20 protein-coding genes and 4 tRNA genes are annotated in these 25007 nt (G+C 55.7%); 4 read left to right on the top strand and 20 right to left on the bottom strand.

All coding sequences use genetic code 11. The annotated features are described in order from the left end of the window. Positions 1-2 precede the first annotated feature (2 nt). Entirely contained in the window at positions 3-1199 is a 1197-nt protein-coding gene (gene hemY, locus FCN45_RS00805) for a protoheme IX biogenesis protein HemY (RefSeq protein ID WP_137384910.1), read from the top strand. Between the two features lie 585 nt (positions 1200-1784). On the opposite strand, the gene FCN45_RS00800 is transcribed toward hemY, so the two are convergent. From FCN45_RS00800 to trxA, 18 genes are all read right to left on the bottom strand, one after another. Next, positions 1785-1861, bottom strand: a tRNA-Pro gene (locus tag FCN45_RS00800). Positions 1862-1898: 37 nt separating this feature from the next. Continuing rightward, positions 1899-1985, bottom strand: a tRNA-Leu gene (locus tag FCN45_RS00795). Between the two features lie 16 nt (positions 1986-2001). Next, a tRNA-His gene (locus tag FCN45_RS00790) sits at positions 2002-2077 on the bottom strand. A gap of 90 nt (positions 2078-2167) precedes the next feature. Then, a tRNA-Arg gene (locus tag FCN45_RS00785) sits at positions 2168-2244 on the bottom strand. Positions 2245-2403: 159 nt separating this feature from the next. After that, positions 2404-3138 (bottom strand): lipopolysaccharide N-acetylmannosaminouronosyltransferase, encoded by a 735-nt coding sequence (gene wecG, locus FCN45_RS00780; protein ID WP_101763764.1) that lies wholly within the window; start codon positions 3136-3138, stop codon positions 2404-2406. A 28-nt stretch (positions 3139-3166) separates the two neighbouring features. Next, on the bottom strand, positions 3167-4510 hold the full coding sequence (gene wzyE / locus FCN45_RS00775; RefSeq protein ID WP_137384909.1) for an ECA oligosaccharide polymerase: 1344 nt from the start codon (positions 4508-4510) through the stop codon (positions 3167-3169). After that, entirely contained in the window at positions 4507-5577 is a 1071-nt protein-coding gene (locus FCN45_RS00770; RefSeq protein ID WP_137384908.1) for a TDP-N-acetylfucosamine:lipid II N-acetylfucosaminyltransferase, read from the bottom strand. Before FCN45_RS00770 ends, wzyE begins: the two co-directional genes overlap by 4 nt. Continuing rightward, on the bottom strand, positions 5574-6827 hold the full coding sequence (gene wzxE, locus FCN45_RS00765) for a lipid III flippase WzxE (RefSeq protein WP_137384907.1): 1254 nt from the start codon (positions 6825-6827) through the stop codon (positions 5574-5576). The genes FCN45_RS00770 and wzxE overlap by 4 nt, the downstream gene beginning before the upstream one ends. Then, entirely contained in the window at positions 6827-7957 is a 1131-nt protein-coding gene (gene rffA, locus FCN45_RS00760) for a dTDP-4-amino-4,6-dideoxygalactose transaminase (RefSeq protein ID WP_008105756.1), read from the bottom strand. Before rffA ends, wzxE begins: the two co-directional genes overlap by 1 nt. Continuing rightward, positions 7954-8652, bottom strand: a complete 699-nt coding sequence (rffC, locus tag FCN45_RS00755; RefSeq protein WP_137384906.1) for a dTDP-4-amino-4,6-dideoxy-D-galactose acyltransferase — start codon at positions 8650-8652, stop codon at positions 7954-7956. Before rffC ends, rffA begins: the two co-directional genes overlap by 4 nt. Then, positions 8630-9511, bottom strand: coding sequence for a glucose-1-phosphate thymidylyltransferase RfbA (gene rfbA / locus FCN45_RS00750; RefSeq protein WP_137384905.1), 882 nt, complete (start codon positions 9509-9511; stop codon positions 8630-8632). Before rfbA ends, rffC begins: the two co-directional genes overlap by 23 nt. Positions 9512-9533: 22 nt before the next feature. Further along, positions 9534-10610, bottom strand: a complete 1077-nt coding sequence (gene rfbB, locus FCN45_RS00745; RefSeq protein ID WP_137384904.1) for a dTDP-glucose 4,6-dehydratase — start codon at positions 10608-10610, stop codon at positions 9534-9536. After that, entirely contained in the window at positions 10607-11866 is a 1260-nt protein-coding gene (wecC, locus tag FCN45_RS00740; protein ID WP_137384903.1) for a UDP-N-acetyl-D-mannosamine dehydrogenase, read from the bottom strand. Before wecC ends, rfbB begins: the two co-directional genes overlap by 4 nt. Before the next feature lie 2 nt (positions 11867-11868). Further along, on the bottom strand, positions 11869-12993 hold the full coding sequence (gene wecB, locus FCN45_RS00735; RefSeq protein WP_137384902.1) for a non-hydrolyzing UDP-N-acetylglucosamine 2-epimerase: 1125 nt from the start codon (positions 12991-12993) through the stop codon (positions 11869-11871). A gap of 10 nt (positions 12994-13003) precedes the next feature. After that, positions 13004-14053, bottom strand: a complete 1050-nt coding sequence (gene wzzE / locus FCN45_RS00730) for an ECA polysaccharide chain length modulation protein (RefSeq protein WP_137384901.1) — start codon at positions 14051-14053, stop codon at positions 13004-13006. 34 nt (positions 14054-14087) lie between these two features. Continuing rightward, positions 14088-15161: a UDP-N-acetylglucosamine--undecaprenyl-phosphate N-acetylglucosaminephosphotransferase gene (gene wecA / locus FCN45_RS00725; RefSeq protein WP_101763775.1), complete on the bottom strand. Its 1074-nt coding sequence runs from the start codon at positions 15159-15161 to the stop codon at positions 14088-14090. 278 nt (positions 15162-15439) lie between these two features. Further along, positions 15440-16699 carry a transcription termination factor Rho gene (gene rho, locus FCN45_RS00720; RefSeq protein WP_008105744.1) on the bottom strand — a complete coding sequence of 420 codons (1260 nt, stop codon included), beginning with the start codon at positions 16697-16699 and terminating at the stop codon, positions 15440-15442. 345 nt (positions 16700-17044) lie between these two features. Beyond that, positions 17045-17377 (bottom strand): thioredoxin TrxA, encoded by a 333-nt coding sequence (gene trxA, locus FCN45_RS00715; protein WP_008105741.1) that lies wholly within the window; start codon positions 17375-17377, stop codon positions 17045-17047. 117 nt (positions 17378-17494) lie between these two features. Between trxA and rhlB the strand changes: the two genes are divergently transcribed. Further along, on the top strand, positions 17495-18790 hold the full coding sequence (gene rhlB, locus FCN45_RS00710) for an ATP-dependent RNA helicase RhlB (RefSeq protein ID WP_110867909.1): 1296 nt from the start codon (positions 17495-17497) through the stop codon (positions 18788-18790). Between the two features lie 7 nt (positions 18791-18797). Continuing rightward, a complete protein-coding gene (gene gppA, locus FCN45_RS00705; protein WP_110867908.1) occupies positions 18798-20282 on the top strand; it encodes a guanosine-5'-triphosphate,3'-diphosphate diphosphatase in 1485 nt (494 codons plus the stop codon). A 260-nt stretch (positions 20283-20542) separates the two neighbouring features. On the opposite strand, the gene rep is transcribed toward gppA, so the two are convergent. Next, complete coding sequence (rep, locus tag FCN45_RS00700) at positions 20543-22564, bottom strand: DNA helicase Rep (protein ID WP_137384900.1); 2022 nt, start codon at positions 22562-22564, stop codon at positions 20543-20545. A 72-nt stretch (positions 22565-22636) separates the two neighbouring features. Here rep and ppiC point away from each other — a divergent pair, with 72 nt between their 5' ends. Then, positions 22637-22918 carry a peptidylprolyl isomerase PpiC gene (ppiC, locus tag FCN45_RS00695; protein ID WP_137384899.1) on the top strand — a complete coding sequence of 94 codons (282 nt, stop codon included), beginning with the start codon at positions 22637-22639 and terminating at the stop codon, positions 22916-22918. Here the strand turns inward: ppiC and FCN45_RS00690 are convergent, their stop codons facing one another. Continuing rightward, positions 22919-24979, bottom strand: a complete 2061-nt coding sequence (locus FCN45_RS00690; RefSeq protein WP_137384898.1) for an AsmA family protein — start codon at positions 24977-24979, stop codon at positions 22919-22921. It lies immediately after the preceding gene. Positions 24980-25007 lie beyond the last annotated feature (28 nt).

Here is a 25007-nt window from a genome sequence, read left to right as displayed (position 1 = left end):
CCATGCTGAAAGTATTGGTGCTTTTCCTGCTGCTGATTGCGGGCATTGTGGTTGGACCGATGGTAGCCGGCCATCAGGGCTACGTGCTGATCCAAACCGACAACTGGAACATTGAAACCAGCGTAACCGGCCTGGCGATCATCTTGATCCTCAGCCTGCTGGTGATTTTGTTGGTGGAATGGATTCTGCGTCGCCTATTCCGTACCGGCGCACGCACACGCGGCTGGTTCACCGGCCGCAAGCGCCGTAGCGCGCAGCGTCACACGCAAAGCGCGCTGATGAAACTGGCGGAAGGTGACTTTAAACAGGCCGAAAAACTGCTGTCGAAAAATGCCGACCACGCCGATCAGCCAGTGGCAAACTACTTGCTGGCTGCCGAAGCGGCACAGCAACGCGGTGACGAAATCCGTGCTAATCAGCATCTGGAGCGCGCTTCTGAGCTGTCGGTGAATGACACGATTCCGGTTGAAATCACACGCGTACGTCTGCAACTGGCGCGCAACGAAGATCATGCGGCACGCCATGGCGTTGATCGCCTGCTGGAAGTCGCGCCGCGCCATCCGGAAGTGTTGCGTCTGGCAGAACAAGCCTATATTCGTACCGGCGCATGGGGCGCATTGCTCGACATTCTGCCTGCGATGCAGAAAGTGCAGATCAATGATGAAGCACAGCGCGATGCCTTGCAGCAGCAAGCCTGGCTGGGCCTGATGAACCAGGCGATGGCCGATCAAGGCAGCGACGGTTTGAAGAAATGGTGGCAAAACCAGAGCCGCAAAACGCGTCAGGAAACCGCCTTGCAGGTGGCTATGGCAGAACATTTGATTGAGTGTGACGACCCGGATACCGCACAGAGCATCGTGCTGGAAGGTCTGAAACGCCAATATGACGATCGTCTGGTATTGCTGATGCCGCGTATTAAAAGTGGCGATCCGCAATCTCTGGAAAAAGCGCTGCGTCAGCAGATTAAACAGCATGGCGCCACGCCGCTGCTGCACAGCACGCTGGGGCAGCTGCTGATGCGTCATGGGGAATGGCAGCAGGCAGCAGAAGCGTTCCAGCAAGCGCTGGCGCAGCGTACGGATGCGTTTGATTATGCCTGGCTGGCCGATGTTTACGACCGCCTGCATCGCCCGGAAGACGCTGCCAAAATGCGTCGTGAAGGCCTGCTACTGACGCTGAAGACCAATCCCAGCGTCTGATTTACGATTGTTACTTTTGTGCACGCCGGGCTTGTCCCGGCTTTTTTTTGCCTGTCATATACTGCAGACAAAAAAACACCTGCCATAAGCAGGTGTAAGATCAGGTCGTTAAGACAACTGATGGCATCCGACTCAACGTAATGTCCTTCTCACTGCAGTAAAGCGTGCGCAAATACTGCCAGGCTGGACAACGGATGCCGTAAGGGGCTCTGCATCATTCCCAGGTTTATGTAGCATCAGCAAACATAAGAGGTGGAATGAGCATCTACAGGTAGATTATTGCACAAGACGTGCCAAAATTGCAGTACGCGCAATAAGTTAACTAATATCAAGAGGATATAGTTACTGCCACAATCCCGGTGTTAGCCACTGTCGGTAAAACGCGACGATCACTCAATAAGCTGTCTCCGCAGAACGACAAGCTATGCAAGGAATTGTCATGCCCATATAAATCAATGATTTATATGTATCTAAATAGCGACAATGTGCGGAATTACGCTCAAAGGAAATGATGGGAAGAGTTGAGAATATGAATGGCGGATACAAACGAAAAAAGCCTGCTTTTTCAAGCAGGCTTTTCGAATATGGTCGGCGAGAGAGGATTCGAACCTCCGACCCACTGGTCCCAAACCAGTTGCGCTACCAAGCTGCGCTACTCGCCGATTTTTTACTTCTTTAACGCTACAGCGTAATTTTGCCTGGTGCGAAGGGAGGGACTTGAACCCTCACGTCCGTAAGAACACTAACACCTGAAGCTAGCGCGTCTACCAATTCCGCCACCATCGCGTGACCGAGCAAAATCTGGGGTGGCTAATGGGACTCGAACCCACGACAACTGGAATCACAATCCAGGGCTCTACCAACTGAGCTATAGCCACCATAATTCTGGTGCGTAAGCGTGTTTCGCTTACTAATTCACTGCATAACGCGGTCTAACCAACCACCGAAGCTCTTGCGCACAAACTAAATGGCGCGCCCGACAGGATTCGAACCTGAGACCTCTGCCTCCGGAGGGCAGCGCTCTATCCAGCTGAGCTACGGGCGCGTAGCGCCGTTGCGGATGGGCATACTACGGGCTTGACCTCATACTGTCCAGCCCTTTTTTAGAAAAAAAACGCGTTTGATTACGCTTTGTGCATTCCATCGATAATTACAGCAGTTTGAGGCGCTTACCCTCTCATTTTCGCTGGAAAAACCAGCAATTTCAGAGGTCGCCCCGCCAGTGGTAGCGTAAGTATTTCAGCAGCTTTAATTGGCGACGCAGACGCGAAGGCTGACGAATAAGGCGATAAAGCCATTCCAGTCCGGACTTTTGCCACCAAACGGGCGCGCGCTTAACGTGCCCAGTAAACACATCGTAAGTGCCACCAACGCCCATATAGAGCGCATGCGGCCAATGGGCGCGGCAATCACGCATCAACAGCTCCTGGCGCGGCGAACCTTGCGCCACCGTGACAATCTGCGCACCACTCGCGGCGATGCGGGCAAACAGCGCGTCGCGCGCTTCAGGCGCAAAGTAACCATCCTGACTGCCAACGATATTCACATTCCACTGTCGGCGCAGCTTGTCGCAGGTTTCCTGCAGCACCGCCTGACGTCCACCAATCAGAAACACCGGAATGCCGCTACGCCCTGCACTCTCCATCAACGCTTCCCATAAATCCGCGCCTGCAATGCGGTTCACCTGCAGCTGAGGATACTTCTTACGTAGCGAACGGACGATGCTGATGCCATCCGGATATTTGAACTCAGCCTCAGCGATCAGTGCGCGTAGCTGCGCATCTTCTTCCAGCGTGAGCATTTTCTCGGCATTCATCGCCACCAGCGTGCCGCAACGCGGTTTACCCTCGGGCAGCAGAAAGCGCAGAAAGCTCGCCATATCGTTGAAGGCGTGAAGATCGACTCCGCGCAGGCTATAGCGCGGCTTATCGGTTTCCATGGTATGAATTTCCCGTTGTGCCCAAAGGTTAAGAAGGGCTGTGTAAAACCGGCTCGCTGCGCGGACGAATCAACCCCGCGCGCGCCAACAGCCAGTAAAGCAATTTAGCCGCCCATATACAGGCCGCAAAAATCAGACAAAAGAACACCACGCGCGAGCCGAAAGCATCCAGCCCTTCACGCGCCAGCACGATCATATTAAACACCGCGCCGAAGCAGAAACTCTGCAAAATCGCCCCGCTGTAACGGTTGCTGGTATCGCGGCCATACAGATAAAGGTTATCGAAGCCTTTAATCAGCAGGCCGACAGCCACCGCACCGATTGGGATAAACCACACGCCGCCCATCACCACCAGCGAACCCAATAGCGTGGGCGAGATCGCCAAGCCGGAATGGTTGTTCAGCACTTCCCAGGTAAAGTAGTTAGCGCTGTTAAGAATGGCTGTTGGACGTCCCGGCCACATCCAGCTGGGAATGAACACGTAGAAATCGCGCCAAATCGGTGCCAGCCCCTGAAAATCGATCTTGTCGTAGTTTTGCAGTAACAGCGCCAGATTTTCCCACGGCGAGAAGGTGTCGCGCGTCAGATAAAGGAAGGTATAAAACGCTTCATCGCCCACTACGTCGAGGTTATAGCGACGCAACGCCAGCCAGAACATACCGTCAATCGCCATCACACCGGCGCCAACCAGCATCCACAGCGTGATCCAGCCGCGCGTAATGCCAATAAACAAGAACAGCGCGAACGCGATAATGATATTGGCGCGCGTGCCGCCCACCAGCGCGTAGGTCAGCAAGCCAAATGCCACCGACACCAGCAAAAACCACAGCCACTGACGCTGGGTTGGCTTGAGGAAGTAGCGAATCAGCATCGCCGGAATAAAGAAGTAGAAGAAGCGTTTAAGCGCCACGCCGGACACTTCGCTGGAGAAGATCTGGTTGTAAGCCGAAAGCCGGAACAGCAGCAGGCCGTTGTGCATAAAGAACACCGTCACGGTGCCAATTGCCACCAGCGCCAGCAGCAGACAGGTCAGATGGGTTTCAACCCGGTTCATCTGCAGCCAAGGTTTGCGCGCAGGCGCATTGGCCGGCCGCAGCCGCACCTTGTAGCTAACGTAATAGATGGCATAAAAGCTGGTAGCGGCCAGCAGCGCCTGCAGCAGATATTCCGGCGGCACCACCGCCACGTTAAAGCGGAATACCAGCACGCTGGTCAGCGGGAAGCCGAAATAGAAGGTCAACAAAAACAGAATGGTGAAGAACAGGTGGAAGTTGAAGCGCACCCGTTTAAATTCCCGCCAGGTTAGGGTCAGAATGAAACCCAGCGAACACAGATAAACCACCAGCAGACCACTAAACTGCATCAGGCTCATGTTCTCTCCCTTTCACTCAGGGTTAGCGCGTCGCGCCAGCCTGCCACATAGCCGGGGGCAAAAAAGGCAATCGAAGAGTGATCGCATTGCGCTAATTGCCGTTGCGCTTCGGCCACGCTGGCGCTATCCAGCGCATCTTCGCTAAACAGCACCGGCAAACCTTGCTCGCTAAGATCGCGCCAGAACGGATTTTTGCGGTTCAGCACAAACGGAATATTGGCCTGAATCAGCAAGCAAAGCGTACCAATGCCTTGCTGGCGCTCGAACATAAAATAGCCGAGCTGGCAGCGGCTAAGCAATGTCAGATAGGCATCAAAGTCGATCTTGTCGCGCAGCAGCGTCACTTGCCCCGCCGGGAACAGGCGCTGTGCGGCGGCGGCAATCTCATCGATATAAGCGTGATTATTCTGCGGATAACCGAGCGGCACGACGATTTTCACCTGTTCACCAAACTGGGCTCGAATCGCCTTTAAACCGGCAATGTGACGATTACTGCGATCGCCGGAGTTACCGAGCAGAATAGTGAAATCGGGGCTTTCCACTGGCGCAGGCAGCGCCACGTCCGGCATGCGCGTCGGGAAATAGAGCCGCGAGGCGGGAACGCGCGGATGACGCTGCTGGAAATGGTGCAAATCACCGCGCGTCGCAAACACGCGCGCCACGCGCCCTTGCGCCATTCTGCGCAGCAGATAAAACAGCTGATACTTAAGGCCGCGCCCTTCTTCGTAGAGATCTGCGCCCCATACATGCCAGAACGCCTGCTGACGACGCAGTTTGCCGCTCAGCAAGGCCAACCAAATACTGGGATTAAACTGGCCGTGAAAGAAGAAGCGCTGCGAGCGATCGGCAGCACGCGTCACCACCGCTTGCGCCAGCGCACGCTTGCTGGCAAAGGTTTCAATCTGCAATGAAGCATACGCTTGCAGCGTTTCGGGCGCGCTGGATACCACCATAAACTGACGCGGCGCAGCGCCAGGCAGCTCGGCGCTCATCACGTCATTAAAGAAGCGCAGCACCGTATGATTGTGATGCGGGATATCCGATCCCAATACGTGAAAAGTCGTCATTTTTTCCGGCAATAAATCATGAAGGCGCCACAACACAGGGCGAAATAGAGAACGTAGGTTGCCATGTAAGCCTGCGCGGCTCCAGCGGTACCGTGCAGCGGAATCAGCCAATGGGAAAAACCGGTCAGCAGTGCAAACTGGCTGATTTCCGTCAGAATATAGAAGCGCAGTGACGCTTTGGCGATCACCAGATATCCGAAAACATAGGCGCCGACTTTAAACACATCACCACACAACTGCCAGATGAAAAGGTCACGCATCGCGCTGAACTGCGGCGAAAACAGCAGCCAGATAGCGACATCGCGCAGCAGCCATACGCAGAAACTGGCCGCTGCGACGGCAGGTAACACAAAGCGCAGCGCACGCCCAATCTCACGGGCGACTTGCGGTTTCTGCTCCAGCCGCGCCAGCGTGGGCAGCAGCCAGACGCTAAAGGTGGCGGTGATAAATTGCAGGTAGGCATCGGAAATACTGGTCACGCCCTGCCATAAACCGACCTGCGCCCAACCTTGCTGCTCGGCCAGCAGATTTCGCATCATCACCCACGCCACCGGCAAGGTGAATGAGGTGATCAGCGCCATCAGCGTAAACTTCGCCAGATTGCGCGCCAGGTCAGGATGCCAGCCTGGCATCAGCCAGCTCAGCGGCAGCCGATCGCGATGGCGACGCAGCATCAGCAACGCCGGAAACACCAGCAGCGCCGGCACCAGCGCCAATCCCACTAACGCACCAGCATAGCCGCCCAGCCACCAGCACAGCACATAACCCAGCACGCCAATGATACTTCCTGCAATCAGCGCCAGTGCATTGCCGCGCGCATCGCGGAAGCCTTTTAGCAACGCCAGCGTCAGGTTGGCCCAGGCAATGCCGAGTTGCAGAAAGGCAACAATGCGCACCACGTTGGCATATTCTGCATGACCAAACAGCGCCGTGCTGATCGGCGATGCCGCCAGCAAAAACACCAGCGCCAGCAGCGTTGAAAAGCCGAGCACAATCGCCGAAGCCGTGCCGGTCACCGCGCGCAGTTGTTGTGGCTGTTGCTGATGTTGCGCGACTAACGTAGTGACGCCGTTAAAGATGCCCGCGCCCGCCAATACGCCGAGTACAGTAATCAACTGGCGGAAGTTACCGGCTTGCCCGATCCCTTCGGGTCCGAAGCTTACCGCTAACAGTTTCACCACCAGCAGGCCAGCAACGATTTTTACCAGCGTGGAAGACGCGGTCCAGACTGACGCTTTTGCTAATGACATCAGGCAAAGAAACTCAGCAGCGAACTGATCACCGTACGCTGGTTGTTATCCGATAAGTTGTAGAACAGCGGCAAGCGCAGCAGGCGCTCGCTTTCACGCGTGGTAAAGGCATCATCACCGTGGAAGCGGCCAAAACGTTCACCCGCTGGCGACGAGTGCAGCGGGATGTAATGGAACACCGTGAGGATTTCCGCCTCTTTCATCCAGTTGATCAGCGCCTGACGATCGTCGCTGTCGCGCAGCTTGATGTAGAACATATGTGCATTGTGGCGGCAATTTTTTGGCACCACCGGCAGCTCAATACGGCCGGCAGCAGCCAGCGGCTGCAGCGCATCGTAGTAGCGTTGCCACAAACGCAAACGCTGCTGATTAATTTGCTCCGCCGCTTCCAGCTGCGCCCACAAATAGGCCGCCTGCAAATCCGCCATCAAATAGCTGGAGCCAATATCGCGCCAGGTATATTTATCTACCTGACCACGGAAAAACTGGCTGCGGTTGGTGCCTTTTTCACGAATGATCTCGGCACGATCCACCAGCTTCGCGTCATTGATCAGCGTTGCGCCGCCTTCACCGCCGGCGGTGTAATTTTTAGTTTCGTGAAAGCTAAAGCAGCCAATGTGACCAATGGTGCCGAGCGCGCGTCCTTTGTACTGCGACATCACGCCTTGCGCGGCATCCTCGATAACATAGAGTTTATGCTTCGCCGCCAGCGCCATGATGCTGTCCATCTCGCAGGCCACGCCCGCGTAATGCACTGGCACGATGGCGCGGGTTTTCGGCGTGATCGCCGCTTCAATCAGCGTTTCATCGATATTTAGCGTATCGGGGCGCACATCGACAAACACAATGGTCGCGCCGCGCAGCACAAAGGCGTTGGCGGTGGAGACGAAGGTGTAACTCGGCATGATCACTTCATCGCCAGGCTGCAGGTCAATCAGCAGCGCCGCCATCTCCAGCGACGCGGTGCAGGATGGCGTCAGCAGCACTTTTTTGCTGCCGAAATGCTGTTCCATCCACTGCTGGCAGCGGCGAGTAAAGCCGCCATCGCCGCACAGCTTGCCGCTGGCCATCGCCGACTGCATATATTCAACTTCGCTGCCGACAATCGGCGGCGCATTAAATGGGATCATGAGACTTTCCTGTAGAACCAGTAAGCGGTGCTTTCCAGCCGCGCACCGCTGCGTAAATAGAGGCGCATCGCCGTGAGATTACTGAGCTGGGTCGCCACGCGCAGATGCGTTAGCTGACGCACGCGGCCCCAGTCGGCGGCAGCAAGCAGTAAGCGCTGGCCGACGCCGCAACCTTGTGCGGCGGGCAATACCGCCAGCAGACCGATGCGCATGTCGCCGTCCACTTCGCGCATCGAGACGAAACCTTGCAGCGCGCCCTGCTCATCGCAGGCCACCAGACATTGATTATCAAAGGTGCCGCGCACCGCATTTTCAATCCACTGCGCGTAGAAACGTCCGCTGTCCGCCGCAGCAAACCACGGCGCGCGGAAGCGACTTTGGCTAAACGCCTGCGCAGCCGCTTCACGCAGTGCCGGGATTTGTGCTTCCCGCGCAATGCGCACGCCAACTTGCCGCTCGGTATGTTTGATGCTGAGGGAAAGGTCAGCTTCGCCTTCCACTAACTGAAAACCATGCTGGCTCAGCGCATCGATGGCATCAACGCGTTCAGCGGGCACCTTCACTTGCCACAGCGCATACGGCTGCTGAAGGGCCTCGGCCAGCACCAAATCGCCATCCAGCGATAAGCGCGCGCTGTTCTGACCGAAGAACTCATTTTCCCACGTAAGGGAATCAATATTGACGCGGACGGGCATTGTGAACATCCAGCAGATACTGGCCGTAGCCGGTTTTGGTTAGCGCCTGAGCCGCGGCTAAAAGCTGGGCATCGCTCAGCCAGCCGTTACGCCATGCAATCTCTTCCAGGCAGGCAATTTTAAAGCCCTGCCGTTTTTCCACCGTCTGCACAAACATACTCGCCTCAATCAGGCTGTCGTGCGTGCCGGTATCCAGCCAGGCAAATCCGCGCCCCAGCAACTCCACCGCCAGCTCGCCCTGATCGAGATACATTTGGTTGATGGCGGTGATTTCCAGCTCACCGCGCTCGGAAGGTTTCACCTGTTTGGCAAACTCCACCACGCGGTTGTCGTAAAAATAGAGTCCGGTGACCGCCCAGCGCGATTTTGGCTGCTGCGGTTTTTCCTCAATGGAGAGCGCGTTAAAGTCGTCATCAAACTCCACCACGCCAAAACGCTCCGGATCCATCACCTGATAAGCAAAGACGGTCGCGCCGCTGCTGCGCGCGGCCACTTTCTTCAGCTTGGGGCTGAAACCCTGGCCGAAATAGAGATTGTCGCCCAGCACCAGACAACAGTGATCGTCACCAATAAAACTTTCGCCAATGATAAATGCCTGCGCCAGCCCATCAGGACTGGGTTGTTCTGCATAGGTTAGCTGAATCCCAAATTCACTGCCGTCGCCCAGTAAGCGTTCAAAATGGGCGCGATCTTCTGGCGTGGTGATGATCAAAATTTCGCGAATCCCTGCCAGCATCAGTACCGACAGCGGATAGTAAATCATGGGTTTGTCATATACCGGCAACAGCTGTTTCGAGATGGCGCGGGTAATCGGATGCAAACGCGTGCCCGAACCTCCGGCTAAAATAATGCCTTTCATCGCTGCTCCTTCTGAAGTGCGTTTAACGCGGCGTGGCTAATCCCAGACGCTCACCGCGATAGCTGCCGTTAAGTATTGCCTGCCACCATTGCGGGTTTGCCAGATACCATTGCACGGTTTTACGAATGCCGCTCTCAAAGGTTTCCTGCGGCGTCCAACCCAGCTCACGCTCAATTTTACTGGCGTCGATGGCGTAGCGCTGGTCGTGGCCGGGACGATCACTAACAAAGGTAATCAGGTCACGGTAGCGGCTCAGGTGCGGTGCACGCTGCTGCGGCGCCAACTCATCCAGCAGATCGCACAGCGTTTCCACCACTTCAAGGTTACGTCGCTCGTTATGACCACCAATATTGTAGGTTTCCCCTACTTTGCCGCTGCTCACCACGCTATACAGCGCCCGCGCGTGATCCTCTACATATAGCCAGTCGCGTATTTGGCTGCCGTTGCCATACACTGGCAGCGGTTTGCCCGCCAGCGCATTAATGATGGTGAGTGGGATCAGCTTCTCCGGGAAATGATACGGTCCGTAATTGTTGGAGCAGTTAGTGATGATGACCGGCAAACCGTAGGTGCGCAGCCAGGCGCGCACCAGATGATCGCTGCTGGCTTTGGTCGCCGAATAGGGGCTGCTCGGCGCATACGGCGTGGTTTCGGTAAAGAAATCGTCGCTACCGTGCAGGTCACCAAACACTTCATCAGTGGAGATATGATGCAGAATGAAGCCTTTTTTGCGTTCATCTGCCATGCCATTCCAGTAATGACGCGCCGCTTCCAGCAGCTGATAGGTGCCGACAATATTGGTTTCGATGAAGGCGATAGGTCCATCGATCGAGCGGTCAACATGACTTTCTGCCGCCAGATGCATAATGCAATCCGGTTGATAGTGTGCCATGACGCGATCCAGCTCAGCGCGATGGCAAATATCCACCTGTTCGAAGGCGAAACGTGCATTCTGTTGCACCGGCGCCAGCGACGCCAGATTGCCGGCATAGCTCAGCTTATCGACCACCACCACGCGGTGTTCAGTGTTTTCAAGCAGAAAACGTACCAGCGCAGAACCGATAAATCCTGCCCCGCCGGTCACCAGAAACTGTTTCATCGCCAAACGCCTTTGGTATCAACAATCCACGGCTGGGCAATCTGGGCCGCATCAATCGCGCGGAACTGTGCGTGATCAACCAACATCACCAGAATATCCGCCTGCTGCAGCGCAACTTCCGTGGCAACCAGCGTGGCTTCGTGCGCCAGACGTTGCGGAATGTCTTCCACATGCGGTTCAACCACCCAGGTTGCGCCGCTGTGCCACTCGGCAATCCGATGGGCGACGCTCATCGCCGGACTTTCGCGCAGATCGTCAATATTCGGTTTGAAGGCCAGACCAAAGCAGGCAATGGTGACATCGCTGGCGCGTTTGCCGCTGGCGGTGAGGCACTCTGCTACCGCCTGCTTTACCTGATCCAGCACCCAGCCCGGTTTGGCATCATTCACTTCACGTGCGGTGCGAATCAGTCGCGCCTGTTCTGGATTCTGCGCCACGATAAACCACGGATCGACGGCGATACAGTGCCCGCCGACGCCCGGTCCGGGTTGCAGGATGTTGACGCGCGGATGGCGATTCGCCAGCGCAATCAGCTCCCACACGTTGATGCCCTGCTCGGCGCAAATCAGCGACAGCTCATTGGCAAAGGCGATATTCACATCGCGGAAGCTGTTTTCTGTCAATTTGCACATCTCGGCGGTACGCGCATTGGTTTCCACACACGCGCCGCGCAGGAAAATGCGGTACAGCTCGCTGGCGCGTGCGGAACAGGCTGGCGTCATGCCACCAATGACGCGATCGTTTTCCAGCAGTTCAACCATCACTTTGCCGGGCAACACGCGCTCCGGGCAGTAAGCGATAAACACATCGCACGCATCACCGTGCTGCGGGAAACGCAAATCGGGACGCGCCGCCGCCAGCCATTCCGCCATTTGCTCGGTGGCGCCCACCGGCGACGTCGATTCGAGGATCACCAGATCGCCCGCTTTTAACACGGGTGCAATCGACAGCGCCGCGGCCTGCACATAGCTGAGATCCGGCTGATGGTCGCCGATAAACGGCGTGGGCACGGCGATCAGGAATGCATCGGCGGCTTCGGCCTGTGTAGTCGCACGTAGATGACCGGCACGCACGGCTTCGCGCACCACATCACCCAACTCGGGTTCCACGATATGGATATCGCCACGATTGATGGTTTCAACGGCGCGGACATTAATATCCACCCCAACGACTTTCTTTCCCTTTGAGGCAAAAACGGCTGCCGTTGGCAGCCCAATGTAGCCCAGTCCGATAACGGAAATGGTTTCAAAACGCATGGTTACACTCTGTGTTGTTTTAGGGCCTGCAAGATGCGCGCGCAGGCATGGCCATCGCCATACGGATTGTGCGCGCGACTCATTGCCTGCCAGGCTTCATCGTCCTGCAACAGCACGCTGACTTCAGCAACAATTTTACTGATATCGGTGCCGACCAGTTTCACCGTGCCTGCGTCCACCGCTTCCGGACGCTCGGTGGTATCGCGCATCACCAGCACCGGTTTGCCTAATGACGGCGCTTCTTCCTGAATGCCACCGGAGTCGGTGAGAATCAGCCATGAGCGATTCATCAGCCAGACAAACGGCAGATACTCTTGCGGCTCAATCAGGATGATATTCTCGATGCCGCTGAGAATACGGTTAACCGGCTCGCTGACGTTGGGATTGAGGTGCACGGGATAGACAATTTGCACCTGCGGATGCTGGCGCGCGATTTGCGCCAGCGCACTGCAAATGCGTTCAAAGCCGTCGCCAAAACTTTCGCGGCGATGCCCCGTGACCAGAATGAGTTTTTTGTCAGCGTCGAGGAACGGATAGCGCGCGGCGAGGCGGGCATTGAGATCGGCATCGTCCAGCACGCGATCACGCACCCACAGCAGCGCATCAATCACCGTGTTGCCCGTCACGAAAATGCGCGCATCCGGCAGATTCTCGCGCAGCAGATTTTGTCGCGAATTTTGCGTGGGCGTGAAGTGATAACTGGCGAGATGGCCGGTGAGCGTGCGATTGGCCTCTTCCGGCCACGGCGACATCAGGTTGCCGGTACGCAATCCCGCTTCTACGTGACCCACCGGAATCTGGTGATAAAACGCCGCCAGGCTGGCCGCAAACGTGGTGGTGGTATCGCCGTGCACTAACACCACATCCGGCTGGAAATCAGCGAGTACGGTTTTCATGCCCTGCAGTATGCGGCTGGTGATCTCCGTCAGCCCTTGCTCCGGGCGCATGATATTCAGATCATAATCAGGCTGCAGCTGGAACAAACGCAGCACCTGGTCGAGCATTTCACGATGTTGTGCGGTGACGCATAGGCGTGACTCGAACGCAGCATCCTGCGCCAGCGCCTGCACCAGCGGAGCCATTTTGATCGCTTCAGGACGCGTGCCAAATACCGTCAGAACTTTCACGTGGCTTCTCTTAATGGCTCGTTGCTAACGTTGAACGCGGACGACGCACCAGCGCCACTCCCGCACCGACCAGCGCGCCAATCACGCCCCACATGATCATCATAAACAGGCGGCGCGGACTATCGCGCGACACCGGCTCTTCCGGGGTGCGCAAATAGCGGTAAGTCTGAAATTGTTTATCCAGACGCGGACCGGCCTGCAGCGTACTCAGCATCGCTTTATTTTGATCATAGCTTAAATCGTAAGCAGGCCCGCTGGCTTGCAAGGTGTCGAGTTGCGCCTGCAGCATTTGCTGACCCAGCAGGAAACGATCGCTGTCTGGCAGCGCTTCGCCGGTTGCCGGCGCGCGGTTCTCTTTAATCCCCTGCTCGCTCGCCACTTTCAGCGCCTGCTCGATGCGCTGACGTTGACGTTCAAATACCGCCTGCGCCACTTCCTGCTGGCGGTTAACCTGCGACGCCAGCTGCACGCTGCGCGCCTGCCAGGCGCCTTTCAGCTCCGCATTAAGATGACGCGCCGCACGCTCGCTGGCGTAGGCAATATATTGACGCAGCAGATTGTTAGCATCGCTGGCGGTTTCGGCGACCAGCTTAATGTTATCTAAGATATTGCGCGCCGGGTCGGCAGCGGTGAACTGAATGTTGGTGATCAGGTCGTCGAGCAGCGCCGCATCGTTGTGCGCGTTACCGCTTTTGCGGCTTTTGAAGTATTCGGTCTGCTGCCAGAAATCACGGCGCGTATCCCATGATGCCAGCTGCATGGTGAACTCCTGATAAACCTCATCCATCACGGTCGGCGCTGGCGAACTGAGATTGAGCGTATTGGTGCGCACATCCAGATTATTGAGGAATTGCTGCTGTACGAAGAAATCACCCAGCATATTGACCGTTGGACGATCGGTCACCGCCGTGGTGCTCCACGCCTGCTTCATTAACATCGATGCTAACCAGGCAACCAGCGCAAACAGCAGCGCCAGACCGATAATCCAGCGTTTACCACGCCAGAGTGTGCAGCCAAGGCCACGTATATCCAGTTCGTTCTCCACAACGACAGAGGTCATAACAAAATCCTTATCAGGGTACTTTCTGGGTAATTTATTTTTTATCTTCGCTGCTTTGCCAGCGACGTTTTATGCGACGGATTTTGCGCGCCACGCGCCATGCGTGTTTCAGGCAATAGCCATAAAGGAGGAATGCCATCATGAACAGCACCAGCATCACCCATTCCGGGATGAAAGCCAGATACTCGCCGAGCACACCAATACCCGCCAGAAGCGCGGCGGCGACGGTAATCAGCAGGAACGCCTGACGTGACGTGAATCCGGCGCGCATAATTAAATGGTGGATGTGCTGGCGGTCAGCGGAAAACGGGCTCATGCCTTTGCGCAAACGGCGATACATAATCGCCACCATATCCATCAGCGGAATCGCGATCAGCCACAGCGCGGTGACGGGCGTGATCGGATGGCTCAGGCCTTGGGTGGTTTCCAGCAGAATCCAGATGATGGTGAAACCGATCATGGTGCTACCGGCATCGCCCATAAACACTTTGTAGCGACGGCCAATCAAGCCGAGATTAAGCAGGATATAAGGAATGGTGGCGGCGATCATCGCGAAGCACCACATGGCGAGGCTGGTCTGGCCGTCGAAATAGAGAATGATGCCGATGGCGGCGAAAGTGACGCTGGAGAGGCCGCCAAGCAGGCCATCAATCCCATCCACCATATTGAACGCGTTGATGGCGGCCCATACGGCGAATAGCGTCAATACGTAGCCAAAGGGACCGACAATTAACTCAACCGGCCCGATAATAAAGCCCAGACTGAGCAAATAGAGTTTGGCGCCGACCATCATCACGATGGCAACCGCCGCCTGCACCAGCGCGCGAATTTTTACGCTGATATCGAAGCGATCGTCCAGTGCGCCAACCAGCACCAATACGCCCGCGCAACTCAGATACAGCATCGCGTGCGGCAGATAATAATTTGAAATGGCAAAAGCGAAGCAGATTCCCGCGTACACGGAAATGCCGCCAACTAACGGAATGGCGCCATGGTGCCTTTTTCTGGAGTTTGGTGTGTCCACAAGCCCAATTTTTTTAGCTGCTTTGCGAGCAAAAAACAGGAACACTAAAGTAAAAAGAAAAACTAAACCAAGCTCAGTACTCATAGTGAGTAAATTCACGTTAATGCTCTCAGCTAAAATCGTGGACAACAATATGCAAAACACCCGCCATTGCCGTATATCCCTATTCCGAATTCTGCTACAGAAAAGTCTGATTGCTGAAAAAACAAACGAATCTCTGTCACAGTCAATATAAAAGCTTCCTGACTGCGCTAATCCTAATGCCCATAAATAAAAAACGCCACGTTAAGACGTGGCGTTAGCAATATTTCCTGGCAAATTGTGCGAATCACCGCTTGGCTTAGCGACTCGCCATTCGCAACTTAGGAACGCTTCATCATATCGAAGAATTCGTCGTTGGTTTTCGTCATGGCCAGTTTGTTGATGAGGAACTCCATCGCGTCGATTTCACCCATTGGATGGATGATTTTGCGCAGAATCCACATCTTCTGCAGCTCTTCCTGCGTAGTGAGCAGCTCTTCTTTACGGGTACCGGAACGATTGTAGTCAATCGCTGGAAATACACGCTTCTCGGCGATTTTGCGCGAGAGGTGCAATTCCATGTTACCTGTACCTTTAAACTCTTCGTAAATCACTTCGTCCATCTTCGAACCGGTATCAACCAGCGCGGTCGCGATGATGGTCAGGCTGCCGCCCTCTTCCACGTTACGTGCCGCACCGAAGAAACGCTTCGGACGATGCAGGGCGTTAGCATCCACACCACCGGTCAGCACTTTACCTGATGCTGGAACCACGGTGTTGTAGGCACGCGCCAGACGCGTGATGGAGTCAAGCAGGATGATCACATCTTTCTTGTGCTCAACCAGGCGCTTGGCCTTCTCGATCACCATCTCAGCAACCTGCACGTGACGTGACGCTGGCTCATCAAAGGTCGAAGCGATCACTTCACCTTTAACCAGACGCTGCATCTCGGTCACTTCTTCCGGACGTTCGTCAATCAGCAGCACCATCAGCAGGCAATCTGGATAGTTGTAGGCGATGCTCTGCGCGATGTTCTGCAGCAGCATGGTTTTACCCGCTTTCGGCGGCGCCACAATCAGACCACGCTGACCACGACCAATCGGAGAAGCCAGATCCAGCACGCGTGCGGTCAGATCTTCAGTCGAGCCATTACCGCGTTCCATACGCATACGCTTGCTGGCGTGCAGCGGCGTAAGGTTTTCGAACAGAATCTTGTTACGCGCGTTTTCCGGCTTGTCATAGTTAACTTCATTAACTTTCAACAGCGCAAAGTAGCGTTCACCCTCTTTTGGCGGGCGAATCTTGCCAGAAATGGTGTCACCAGTGCGGAGGTTGAAGCGGCGGATTTGGCTGGGAGAGACGTAGATATCATCGGGACCGGCGAGGTAGGAGCTATCTCCAGAACGGAGGAAACCAAATCCGTCCTGCAATATCTCCAGCACACCATCACCAAAGATGTCTTCGCCGCTTTTTGCGTGCTGTTTCAGGATAGAGAAAATAATATCCTGCTTGCGCATACGCGCCTGGTTTTCCAGCCCCATATTTTCGCCGAGGGTAATCAGCTCAGAAACCGGCGTATTCTTTAATTCGGTAAGATTCATAGTGATGGGTTCTTAAACTCGGGGTAATTCTCGAAATGATTGTCGTGAGTGGTATGGCAAAAATTCCATGCCTGTTAATGGCTCTTTTTCAACTCAGCTCGACGATTATCGTCAGATGTGGCGATAGGAAACGAGGAGACAGTCGAAAGATGATGCCGAATGTGCTAGTCATCAGATTGCCAAACCACGATAACGTTCATTGCGAGTAGGGTCTGACAAGGGAAAACTTAGATGCAAACTACAAGGTAAGAGCGTAATGCAGTGAAATTAACTTAACACGCTTAAAGTGAGACGTCCAGCAGTGGCGAAAAAATTCACCACTGCCGAACAAACACCGCGCCGGGCTTAGGCCAGGTTGGCGTTCAGGAACTCTTTCAACTGTCCTTTAGACAGTGCGCCAACCTTGGTTGCCGCCACTTCGCCGTTCTTGAACAGCAGCAGAGTTGGGATACCGCGGATGCCATATTTTGGCGCTGTACCCGGGTTGTCATCAATGTTCAACTTAGCGATGGTAAGTTTACCTTCGTACTCTTCTGCGACTTCGTCGAGAATTGGGGCGATCATTTTGCAAGGACCACACCATTCAGCCCAGAAATCTACCAGAGTGACACCGTCTGCTTTCAGTACGTCTGTGTCGAAACTGTCATCGGTCAAGTGAACGATCTTATCGCTGCTCATGTTTAACTCCAAAAGATTGCGCCTGGCGAATTGGCGGAAATGATACCAACGTAGGTTGACTTTATTTCATCGGATACGCTTTCGTAAAGCGCTAGTAAGCTGATATTCTACCACACTATGAGCAAAACACACTTAACTGAACAGAAGTTTTCCGACTTCGCCCTGCACCCTCAGGTGGTAGAAGCCCTTGATACCAAAGGCTTTTCTAACTGCACGCCTATCCAGGCGCTCGCATTGCCTTTTACGCTTTCAGGGCGTGATGTTGCGGGTCAGGCGCAAACCGGTACCGGCAAAACGATGGCGTTCCTGACGTCAACGTTTCATTATCTTCTTTCTCATCCTGCCGCAGAAGGTCGCCAGATCAATCAGCCACGTGCGCTGATCATGGCCCCGACGCGTGAGCTCGCCGTACAAATTCATGCCGATGCAGAACCGTTAGCGAAAGTCACTGGCTTAAAGCTGGGCCTGGCTTATGGTGGCGACGGCTACGATAAACAGCTGAAAGTGCTGGCTGATGGTGTCGATATTCTGGTGGGCACCACCGGACGTCTGATCGACTACGCCAAGCAGAACCATGTTAACCTGGGCGCGATTCAGGTTGTTGTGCTGGATGAAGCCGATCGCATGTTCGATCTCGGCTTTATTAAAGACATTCGTTGGCTGTTCCGCCGCATGCCGCCGGCCACCCAACGCCTGAGTATGCTGTTCTCTGCAACCTTGTCTTACCGCGTGCGTGAACTGGCGTTTGAGCACATGAACAACGCCGAATACGTGGAAGTTGAACCCGAGCAGAAAACCGGCCACCGCATTAAAGAAGAGCTTTTTTACCCTTCAAACGAAGAGAAAATGCGCTTGCTGCAGACGCTGGTAGAAGAAGAGTGGCCAGATCGCGCCATCATCTTCGCCAACACCAAGCACCGCTGTGAAGACATTTGGGGCCATCTGGCTGCCGATGGTCATCGTGTGGGTCTGCTGACCGGCGATGTAGCACAGAAAAAACGTCTGCGTATCCTCGATGACTTCACCAAAGGCGATGTGGATATCCTGGTTGCCACCGACGTCGCGGCACGGGGTTTACACATTCCTGCCGTCACGCATGTGTTCAACTACGATCTGCCTGACGATCGCGAAGACTACGTTCACCGTATTGGTCGTACTGGCCGCGCGGGTGCCAGCGGTCACTCCATCAGCCTGGCGTGCGAAGAGTACGCGCTGAACCTGCCGGCAATCGAAGAGTATATTGGTCACGGTATTCCGGTCAGCAAGTACAACAGCGATGCGCTGATGAGCGAACTGCCACCGCCGAAACGTCTGCAACGCAGCCGCTCGGGTAACGGCCCACGCCGTGGCGGGAACAACAGTAACCGTCGGAGCGGCGCGCCGCGCAATAGCAACCGTAAACGTTCGGGTTAAGCACACCATGCTAAGCGCATCGTCACTTTATGCAGCGATTGATTTAGGTTCTAACAGCTTTCATATGTTGGTGGTGCGCGAGGTGTCTGGCAGCATTCAGACCGTCGCGCGGATAAAGCGCAAAGTGCGTCTGGCGGCTGGCCTCGACAAAGCGAATCACCTCTCCGCTGAGGCGATGCAACGCGGCTGGCAGTGCCTGAGGTTGTTCTCCGAACAGCTGCAGGATATTCCTCCGGAACAAATCCGCGTGGTGGCAACCGCCACGCTGCGCCTTGCCGAAAATGCGCAGGATTTCCTCACAACGGCTGAACACATTCTTGGCTGCGCGGTGAATGTCATCAGCGGCGAAGAGGAAGCACGCCTGATTTATCAGGGCGTAGCGCATACCACCGGCGGTTCCGATCAGCGTTTAGTGGTCGATATCGGCGGTGGCAGCACCGAACTGGTGACTGGCGAAGGTTCACATGCCACCACGCTGTTCAGCTTGTCGATGGGTTGCGTAACCTGGCTTGAACGCTACTTCAGCGACCGTCATCTGGCCAAAGAGAATTTCGAGCAGGCCGAACTGGCCGCGCGCGAGATGATCCGTCCGGTGGCCGCTGCGCTGCGCGAAAAAGGCTGGCAAATCTGCGTCGGAGCGTCGGGCACCGTACAAGCGTTGCAGGAAATTATGATGGCGCAGGGCATGGATGAGCGCATCACCCTTAGCAAACTGCAACAGCTGAAACAGCGCGCGATTCAGTGCGGCAAGTTGGAAGAGCTGGAAATTGAAGGATTGACGCTGGAGCGCGCCTTAGTGTTCCCGAGCGGTTTATCGATTCTCATCGCTATCTTCCAGGAACTCAGCATTGAAGGTATGACGCTGGCCGGCGGCGCACTGCGCGAAGGTTTAGTGTATGGCATGCTGCATCTGCCGGTGGATCGTGATATCCGCAGCCGCACATTGCAGAACGTGCAGCGTCGTTTTGCCATTGATATTGACCAGGCCGGTCGCGTACGTCAGTTGGCGGAGAGTTTCTTCCGTCAGGTGAGCAGCAGTTGGAAGCTGGATAACCGATGTCGCGATCTACTCCTTAGCGCCTGTTCTATCCACGAAATTGGCCTGAGCGTCGATTTCCGCCAGGCACCGCAACACGCCGCTTACCTGATTCGTCATCTCGATCTTCCTGGCTTCACTCCCGCGCAGAAAAAAATGCTGGCTTGCCTGCTGCAGAACCAAAGCGGCAGCATCGATTTAGCCTTGCTGACCCAGCAAAACGCCGTACCGCCGCGCATGGCGGAGCGTTTAAGTCGTTTGCTACGCTTAGCGATTATCTTCTCAAGTCGTCGTCGCGATGACACTTTGCCTGCCGTGCGTTTACAGGCGGATGATGATGCACTGCATTTGACGCTGCCGGCCGGTTGGCGCGAAGCGCATCCGCTGCGTTCTGAGCTGTTAGAGCAGGAGAGTCATTATCAGTCCTACGTGCACTGGTTACTGACGATTTCCTGATTGGGATTGCGCTGGCTGTCCCCCATCCCGACCTTCCCCCGCAAGCGTGGGAAGGAGATGCTGCCACATGCAGCCCCATCACTAACATGTGGCAGCATCTTCCTCCCCCATTCATGGGGAGGACCGAGGAGGGGGACTACGGGCACGGACCGAGGAGGGGACTGCGAGCACGGACCGAGGAGGGGGACTGCGAGCACGGACCGAGGAGGGGGACTGCAAGCACGGACCGAGGAGGGGAACTACGACCACTAACCGGGAACTCAACCCTTCTTCGCATTCTCCAGCATCGCTCTCAATCCAGCGACGCGCGTCTGCCCGGTCTTCACGCGCTCTTCGGCGCTCACCACTTTTTTCTCGCGCTCCCACACCACATCGTCCTGCGGCAACTCCAGCAGGAAGCGACTCGGTTCCGGGCGCATCAGCTCGCCATACTGGCGGCGTTCCCGGCACAGCGTAAAGGTCAGCTCTTTCTGCGCTCGCGTAATCCCCACGTAAGCCAGACGCCGCTCTTCCTCGATGTTGTTCTCATCGATGCTGCTCTGGTGCGGCAATAACCCCTCTTCCATGCCAACCAGATAGACATACGGGAACTCCAGCCCTTTTGAGGCGTGCAACGTCATCAGCTGCACCTGATCGAGCTCTTCGTCGCTCTCACCGCGCTCCATCATGTCGCGCAGCGTAAAGCGCGTCACCACCTGCGCCAGCGTCATCGGCTCGTTCAGCTCATCGCCTTCCAGCATCTCGGTCATCCACTGGAACAGCAGGTTAACGTTCTTCATGCGCATCTCAGCGGCTTTCGGGCTGGGCGAGGTTTCAAACAGCCAGCTTTCGTAGTCGATGCCGCGAATCAGATCACGCACCGCATTCACCGGCTCGCGTTCGGTCAGCTGGACGATTTCACTCAGCCAGTGCGTAAAGCGCTGCAGATGCTCCAGTCCGCGCCCGCTCAGCGTTTGCTCCAGCCCCATATCGAAGCTGGCGTTATACAGGCTTTTATTGCGCAGGTTGGCCCATTCGCCCAGCTTCTGCAGCGTTGCCGGACCAATCTCACGGCGCGGCGTATTCACGATACGCAGAAACGCGCTGTCATCTTCCTGATTGGTCAGCACGCGCAGATAAGCCAGCAAATCTTTGATTTCCGGACGAGAAAAGAACGACGTGCCGCCCGAGATACGATACGGAATACGGTTCTGCATCAGCTGCTTCTCGAACACGCGTGACTGATGATTGCCGCGATAAAGAATGGCGTAATCTTTATAGGCGGTTTTGTTGATGAAGTGATGCGCGATCAATTCGCCCGCCACGCGTTCCGCTTCGTGGTCTTCGTTATTCGCGCTCAGCACCTTCAGCTCGCTGCCCTGCCCCAACTCTGAGAACAGGCGCTTCTCAAATACGTGCGGATTGTTGGCGATAAGGATGTTGGCCGATTTCAGGATGCGCTGCGTCGAGCGATAATTTTGCTCCAGCTTCACCACTTCCAGCGCCGGGAAATCCTGCTGCAGCAGCACCAGGTTTTGCGGACGCGCGCCACGCCATGAGTAAATCGACTGATCGTCATCGCCCACTACGGTAAAGCGCGCGCGCGCACCCACCAGCAGCTTCACCAGCTCATATTGGCTGGTATTAGTGTCCTGATACTCATCCACCAGCAGATAGCGGATGCGCTGCTGCCAGCGTTCGCGCACTTCCTGATTGCGCTGCAGCAGCAGCGTGGGCAGCGCGATTAAGTCGTCGAAATCCAGCACGTTGCAGGACTTCAGATGTTGGTCGTACAGCTGATAACAGTGAGCAAAAATCTGATCACGCTGCGATTGCGCCAAACCCGCTGCGCCCTGCGGATCGACCAGATCGTTCTTCCAGTTGGAGATGGTGGAAATCAGCTGCTGTAACAGCGTCTTGTCCTCTTCCAGCCACTGTTTGGTCAGGTCTTTAAGCAAGGCCAGCTGATCCTGATCGTCGAACAGCGAGAAGCTGGCTTTCATTCCCAGCGCCTTGTATTCGCGTTTAATGATCTCCAGTCCCAGCGTATGAAAGGTGGAAATCATCAGGCCGCGTGCCTCTTTACGCCCCAATGTCTGCGCCACGCGCTCTTTCATCTCGCGCGAGGCTTTATTGGTAAAGGTTACGGCGGCGATATGGCGCGCCTGATAGCCACATTCGCGGATCAGGTGGGCGATTTTGTTGGTGATCACGCGGGTTTTACCCGAGCCAGCACCGGCCAGCACCAGACAAGGACCGGTGACAAATTCGACAGCTCGTTGTTGGCCGGGGTTTAAACGCATAACGGAATTCGCTCAGTTGAATCAAAAGAAAGGAGGTTATAATGGCCGGATTATACACATTAGGACTTCATCATGGCGAAAACCGCGGCGGCTTTACATATCCTCGTGAAAGAGGAAGCGCAGGCCAAATCCCTGCTGGCGCAACTTGCGAAAGGGGCGAACTTCCAGCAGCTGGCAAAGAAACACTCTACCTGCCCATCCGGACGCAACGGCGGTGATTTGGGTGAGTTCCGTAAAGGACAAATGGTACCGGCATTTGATAAGGCGGTCTTCTCCTGTCCGCTGCTACAGCCTTACGGACCGGTGAAAACCGCCTTTGGTTACCACATCATCAAAGTGCTGTGGCGTAACTGATCACTTCTGATTCTTCATCTGCTGCAGCACATTACTGCACTGATTGTCGTCAGTATCGCTAGGCGAAATCAGTGCGATCAACGCAGCGGCGGGAGCAACCACCGCACCGAGCGCCACCGCTGCGGCACCGCGTGCAATCAGCGGTCCGGCTTTCACTCCGGCATCCGGATTTTTAAAGGTGCCGCGCACATACAGCGGCGAACGCAGCGTGATGATGCGAATCCCTTTACTCTCCGGATTGATCGACAAGTCCATGCGTTCATTCGCGAAATTAACGTTGCCGGTCACGTTGATCACCGCGTTCTCGGTATCCAGCAGGAACAGTTTCGGCGTCGCTAAGCCCTGACGAATATTCATATCGGTCGCCGCGCAGTTGATCTTCACTTCATCATCGCCGAACAGCTTACCCACCACATAGTTACCGACGTTCAGTCCGGCAATCTCCATCAGGCTGCGGCTGATCAGGCCATCATTCATCAATAGCTTCAGTTCGCCATTGCTGGTGCCGAGCAGATCCGCCACCGAATTGCCGGTGCCGCTCAGCGAGGCATCGCCGTTGAGCTGGCCCAAACTGTTCTGCATCGCCGTAACATCCGGGAACAGCTGACGCAGACGCAGCTTACGCGCGTGCAAATCGGCACGTCCGCGCATCGGGCTGCGGTCGCCCTCCAGATGAATGGTGGAGTTGATGCTGCCGCCGGCCATACCGAAGCGCAGCGGATCAAGCAGCAGGTCGCCGTTTTTCAGCTGCAGATGCGTATAGAGATCGCTGAGCGGCAGCTTGCTGCTGTGTTCGATGCGTTTGCCGCTGAACTTCACATCCGCATCCATCACGTCCCAGCTCTTGGTATCAAACTTGTCGTGTGGCAACACGCGATCGGCAGGCTGCGATGAGGCTTCGCCGCGCTGCGCTTTGGCCTGCTGCGTTTTCTCGCTGCCTTTGCCGGAGTTGACGCCAATCAGCGGCCCCAAATCTTCCATCCGCAGCTGGTTCGAGGTCAATTCACCGGTCAGCGTTGGACGCGGTTTGCCCTGACGATAGGTGAGCGAGCCGTGAATATCGCTGTCGCCGATGTGGCCGTTAAACTTCTCGTAGCGGAATAGCGGCCCTTTCGCCTCATTGAAACGCGCAATCAAATGGCCGTCGGTTTCATAGGGCGGCGTATCGGGCAGCAGCACGCCGGTCAGGCCATACAGATTGGCCAGCGTATCGCCCGCGAAGCGCAGACGCACATCAAGTCCGCCAAGATTGAGCGGATCCTGCAAGGTACCGTCAATACGTACGCGCGTGGTGCCATTACGCACATCCACCTGCAGGGGGAACGGCGTGGTTTTACTGCGCAGCGATAGCATGCCGCCAATTTTGCCGTCGCCATCCAGCTTCTGATTGTTGTAGGTGCCGTTCGCCTGCCAGCCAAAGACAAAATCACCCGCGCCTTTCTGCTGATCGTCACCGCCCGCCACCTGGGCGTAGGGCACCGGTTTGCCCAGCGGATTGATGGTCACTGTGACATCGGCTTTATTGACGGCGTCGCGATAGCGCACTTGTCCCTGATCGAACAGGATGTTGTCGAGGCGGAAGGACCAGGCAGAAGGCGCGGCGTTAGCATCGCTGTTCTGGCTGCTGGCGAGATCAAAGGTCCAGTTATTCTTCTTATCTGCGGTTTGCACCAGCCGCGCATCCGGCTTTTGCATCTTGATCCACGGCAGGTAGATCTGCTGATGCAGCAGCGCCAGCGGTGCAATGGTGGCTTCAACCCGCTGCAGATGCACCATGGTGACATCAGGAATAGAGGGCGGATTGCCGAGCATCACATCATCGGCATGCACCTGCGGCCACGGCACCCAACTTCGCCAGCCAGGTTCCTCACGGTTGCGAACCCAGGCCACGCCGAGATCGCCGCGAATCGCGAAAGGTCGGTTCAGTTCGGCTGAAACTTTTTGATTAATCGTTGGTTTCAAGCGGTTCCAGTCAAAGGTGGCGATGAGCACCACAATCACTACAACCAATAACAAAAAAATCCCGAACACCCAGCTCAGGATCTTTCGAGTACGTGACATATTGCTTCCTCCTTGCCCTTCCACGTCT

It is taken from the genome of Pantoea sp. SO10, assembly GCF_005281435.1.
GTDB classification, from domain to species: Bacteria; Pseudomonadota; Gammaproteobacteria; order Enterobacterales; family Enterobacteriaceae; genus Pantoea; species Pantoea leporis.
The sequence above is the reverse complement of the archived record's forward strand: the minus strand, read 5'-3'. Positions and strand labels throughout refer to the sequence as shown.